The organism is Symbiopectobacterium sp. (assembly GCF_051710365.1).
GTDB lineage: Bacteria > Pseudomonadota > Gammaproteobacteria > Enterobacterales > Enterobacteriaceae > Symbiopectobacterium.
In genome coordinates, this window is record NZ_JBPETA010000231.1 from 1 (window position 1) to 4283 (window position 4283).

Annotated in this window: 3 protein-coding genes and 3 pseudogenes; all 6 read right to left on the reverse strand. The window is 54.4% G+C overall.

Annotation, left to right across the window (positions count from 1 at the left end):
• Window positions 1–188: 188 nt before the first annotated feature.
• A complete protein-coding gene (locus ACTBDZ_RS15520; protein WP_438815983.1) occupies window positions 189–932 on the reverse strand; it encodes an amino acid ABC transporter ATP-binding protein in 744 nt (247 codons plus the stop codon).
• Window positions 913–1567, reverse strand: a pseudogene (locus ACTBDZ_RS15525) (amino acid ABC transporter permease). The gene ACTBDZ_RS15520 and the pseudogene ACTBDZ_RS15525 overlap by 20 nt, the downstream one beginning before the upstream one ends.
• Window positions 1564–2232: an amino acid ABC transporter permease gene (locus ACTBDZ_RS15530; protein ID WP_222157985.1), complete on the reverse strand. Its 669-nt coding sequence runs from the start codon at window positions 2230–2232 to the stop codon at window positions 1564–1566. Before ACTBDZ_RS15530 ends, ACTBDZ_RS15525 begins: the two are co-directional and overlap by 4 nt.
• Window positions 2233–2256: 24 nt before the next feature.
• Window positions 2257–3051, reverse strand: a pseudogene (locus tag ACTBDZ_RS15535) (transporter substrate-binding domain-containing protein).
• Window positions 3052–3270: 219 nt separating this feature from the next.
• Window positions 3271–4109: pseudogene (locus ACTBDZ_RS15540) on the reverse strand (MurR/RpiR family transcriptional regulator).
• A gap of 60 nt (window positions 4110–4169) precedes the next feature.
• A partial coding sequence (locus ACTBDZ_RS15545; protein WP_438815984.1) for a transposase occupies window positions 4170–4283 on the reverse strand: 114 nt, incomplete at its 5' end.

The following is a 4283-nucleotide window of genomic DNA, read 5'->3' on the forward strand; positions in this document are numbered from 1 at the left end:
GATTGTTAGTATGAATCATGAGAGTTACCTCGTGTTTTGTATAAGGATTGGACACCCATATCAAAACCGGTAACTCTCAACCTTGCAAGGTCCAGTGTCAGATCAAGTCGCGACTAATACATATAATTCGTTATTCATCATGCACAACTCCAAAAAAAAGCAGGAACGTTCGCTGCAAGCAACGGGGCTCAGGCCTCCGTCAAACCACGCACCGACGCAATAAACTGTTTGAGCTCGGGGGTCTGTGGGTTAGCGAACAGCGCGCGGCTGTCGCCTTGTTCCCACACGGTTCCTTCATGCATAAACACCACCCGATCGCCCACTTCCCGGGCAAAATTCATTTCGTGTGTGACCAAAATCAGCGTCATGCCTTCTGCCGCCAGTTGCTCCAGCACTTTCAGCACTTCCCCCACCAGTTCAAGATCGAGCGCAGAGGTGATTTCATCGCACAGCAGCACTTTGGGGCTCATCGCCAATGCACGGGCAATCGCCACGCGCTGCTGCTGACCGCCAGACAGGTTGGCGGGTGAGTAGTGCAGGCGTTCACTCAACCCGACTTTCGCCAGCATCTGTTCCCCCAAGGCGCGGCACTCCGCTTCGCTTTTTTTCAGTACCAAACGGGGTGCCAGCATCACGTTTTCCAGCGCGCTCATGTGCGGGAACAGGTTAAAGTTCTGAAATACCATGCCCACTGAACGGCTGATTTCACGCGCTTGTGAATCGCGATTGGTCACGGTTACGCCACCGAGTTTGATGCTGCCTTCCTGATAGCCTTCCAGGCCGTTAATGCAGCGCAACAGCGTGCTTTTTCCCGAGCCGCTGCGCCCGATAATGGAAACGACCTCGCCCATATCGATATCCAGATCGACGCCTTTCAGAACGTGGTTCTGGCCGTAGTACTTCTGCACCTGATTAATGGTGATGAACGGCATTGAATTTCTTCTCCAGATAGCGGCTGTAGTAACAGCGGATAACACATCAGGAAGTAGCCCAGTGCGACCAGGCCAAAGACCTTGAAAGGTTGATAAGTGACGTTGTTCAGCATGGTGCCGGCTTTGGTCAATTCGATAAAACTGATGATCGATGCCAACGCCGTCCCTTTAATCACCTACACCGAAAAACCCACCGTGGGCGCGATAGCGATGCGCATGGCCTGTGGCGCAACCACCCGGCACAGCGTTTGACCAAAGCTCAGCCCGAGACAGCGCGACGCTTCCCACTGCCCTTTTGGCAATGCCACGATGCTGCCGTGCCAGATATCCACCAGAAATGCGCTGGTAAACAGCGTCAGCGCCAGTGCCGCAGCGGTCCAGGGACTGACATCAATGCCAAACAGGCCAAGGCCGAAAAAGGCCAGAAACAGTTGCATCAACAGCGGTGTTCCCTGAAATACACCGGCATAAAAATGCGTAAAACGTACCGCACAACGGCGCTGGCTTAGCCGCACCAACAGCAGCGGCAATGTCACCAACGCACCGCCGAAAAAGGCCGTCAGCGAGAGCAGCAGTGTCCAACGCACCGCCAGCAGCAGGTTGCGCACGATATCCCAATCGGTAAAGTTCATCACCCGTGCGTTCTCCCGAGTAAACGACGGCCCGCCATCATCAGCAGTTGTCGCATCAACAACGACAGCACCAGATAAAACAGCGTGGTGACCAGATACACCTCAAAGCTGAGAAAGGTGCGCGATTGAATCAGGTTGGCGGCAAAGGTCAGCTCTTCATAAGAGACCTGCGATACCACGGATGAGCCGAGCATCACGATAATGCACTGGCTGACCAGCGCCGGATAAATGCGCTGCATGGCCGGTGGCAAGATAACGCGCACAAAGGTTTGCATGCGTGTCAGCCCCAGCACGCGCGCGGCTTCCCACTGCCCTTTCGGCGTAACCTGAATGCCCGCACGGATAATTTCCGTGCTGTAGGCACCCAGGTTAATCAACATCGCCAGCAGAGCGGCTTCACCCGCCGTCAGTTTCCAGCCGAGCGTTGGCAGGCCAAAAACAATGAAAAACAGTTGCACAACAAACGGTGTATTGCGGATTAGCTCAACGTATAGCCCCCACAGGCGGCTTGGCAGCGAGGGGCGGCCACTGCGTAATGCCGCGCCACAGATGCCGATGGCAATACCGCCAAAGGTCGCCATGGCCGTCAACTGGACCGTCACCCACAGCCCCGCGAGCAGTTCGGGCCAATAAGGCCACAGCGCGGCAAAATTCAGTTGATAGGTCATGGCATCTCTCCCTTAAGCACCCGGTTATTCAGCCAGCAGGCTGGCGGGCAATGGCGCTTTCAGCCACTTTTCAGAGAGCGAATTCAGGGTGTTATCCGCCAACGCCTAGGCAATCAGCGTATCCACTTTAGCTTGCAGCGCCGCTTCCCCTTTCTTGATGCCGATATAGCACGGTGAGTCTTTCAGCATAAATTTGGCAACCGGTGCCTTGGCGGGGTTTTGCGCCGCAATGGCTGCCACCACCAGGTTACCGGTAGCGATATACTCCACCTGCCCGGACAGATAAGCCGACAGCGTGGTGTTGTTATCCTCATAGCGTTTTATCTGCGCCGCTTTCGGTGCGATTTCACTCAGCACCATATCTTCTACGGCACCACGCGTTACGCCGACGCTTTTGTCTGCCAGTTGCTGCGCATCGCTCACCGTACCGGCCTGCGGACCAAACACGCCGAGAAAGAACGGCGCATAGGCGCGGCTGAAATCGATCACTTTTTCACGTTCAGCGTTTTTACCCAGACTGGAGATCACCAGATCCACTTTATTGGTTTGCAGATAAGGCACACGGTTGGCGCTGGTCACTGGCACCAGTTGCAACTTTAGTTTCATCTCTTGCGCCAGATAGCGAGCGACGTCGATGTCATACCCTTGCGGTTGCAGATCAGTGCCGACTGAACCAAACGGCGGGAAGTCTTGCGGTACAGCAACGCGTAACACGCCACGCTGTTCAATGTCCTGAAGCTGATCGGCAACAGCGTTGCCTGCTTGTGTCACTAACAGCAGTGCGCCTGCCAGCGCGATAAGGTGTTTTTTGATGCCCATTGCGTATCTCCTGGTTGAGAGTCTGATGAAACCAAAAGTTCTTAATAAGCGATAAGTGAAACTATCGTTTCATTGACTAAGCAAAGGGCATGCCAGTCTTAAAAAGCGTGATAATCAGGCATAACAAGGGAGGGAATGAGCAAGCAGAGAGTAAAACGCGCAAAAATGCAGCGCAGGGAAAGCACCAAAAAAGTGCAAAAGCACTCTTTTGGCGCTCGCTTAGCGCTGTTCTAATTCATCCAGGTGGATATAAAGATCGGCGATCTGATGAATACGTTGACGACCTTGCTGCAACATTTCATGCAGTAACGCATTGCTGAGCAACCCGGCCAGGCTCATGGCCGCGCTGTAGCTATCAAAGGCAGAAACACTGTCCAAGGGCAGACATAATGACCAGGTGGCAAACGGAAATAAGCCGTTGGCCTGCGGTTCACAGATCAATACAACGGGCACCTGACGCGCCTGCAACTGCGCCAGTAACGGCTGGATAACGCGCGGGCGTCGGCGAAACGCCACGATCACCGCGACATCCTGCGGTCCCAGGTCGGCAATCTCTTCCGACAGCGTCTGCCCCGGTTGGGCCAGTAGCGCCATCTGCGCACGCACCTGCATCAATTGTTGGCGCAGATGAAGCGCCACCGGATAACTATTGCGCAGACCGACGATCGCGACCTGTTGGGCCGCAGCAGTGCATCAATAATGGCACCAAACTGTGTTGGATCGATACGGTTGATCCACTGAGCCAGATTCGCCATTTCCTGTTTATAGCGGCGTGCCAGCAGCGTATTGCCCTGAACCGCATCACGGCTCTCGGCCAGCGGCATCCCGCTTTGGCGCAAGGTTCTTAGCTCTTCACGCACATCACGGTAGCTGGCATACCCCAACCGTTTGAACAAGCGACTGACTGTCGCTTTCGACACACCGCTCAGCCGCGCCAGTTCGGCGCTGTTATAGCCAATCACGTCGTCGAAATGGGTAAAGATAAAATCGGCAATGCGCTGTTCCTGCCCAGAAAGAGTGCTGTAACGACTGCGTAGCCGCTCATCAATTTGTGTCATGGTGATTCCGTTTTCTCTGTGTCACTGCAACTTTCGTTGCAATCACACTAGGGCCTGTCATCAAATAAGCCAGACGATGGAAGCTGCCAGATGGATAGCGCCCAGAAAGTTAATAGCGGTCTTGTCGTAACGAGTGGCAATAGCGCGATACTGCTTCAGTCGGGCAAAGAAGTT

Bases quoted from the DNA above. Each gene is read 5' to 3' on its own strand.
- ACTBDZ_RS15530 (WP_222157985.1), bottom strand. From the start codon at position 2,232: ATGACCTATCAACTGAATTTTGCCGCGCTGTGGCCTTATTGGCCCGAA.
- ACTBDZ_RS15520 (WP_438815983.1), bottom strand. From the start codon at position 932: ATGCCGTTCATCACCATTAATCAGGTGCAGAAGTACTACGGCCAGAAC.